Source organism: Neobacillus drentensis, assembly GCF_036962765.1.
GTDB classification, from domain to species: domain Bacteria; phylum Bacillota; class Bacilli; order Bacillales; family Cytobacillaceae; genus Neobacillus; species Neobacillus drentensis_C.
Genome location: NZ_JBALOS010000355.1, coordinates 4,049 through 4,285, shown reverse-complemented (window position 1 = coordinate 4,285; position 237 = coordinate 4,049).

Here is a 237-nt window from a genome sequence, read left to right as displayed (position 1 = left end):
CGACTGCACCAAACAAAAACATGGACATAAGTGACATACCTAGTAATACCTTTAATCGTTTTTTCATTTCCAAACAACTCCTTCATTCTTATTGGGCTTTCGTTAAAGGTAACGAGTCTAGGTCCCAATCGGTTTGAAGGAAATTCAAATTTAATTATTTATTTTGTCTGTTTTCGTAAATAAGGTTGTTATAACTTAAGGAGAAGTTCATAAAAATGATATTTTGTGTAAAATTAC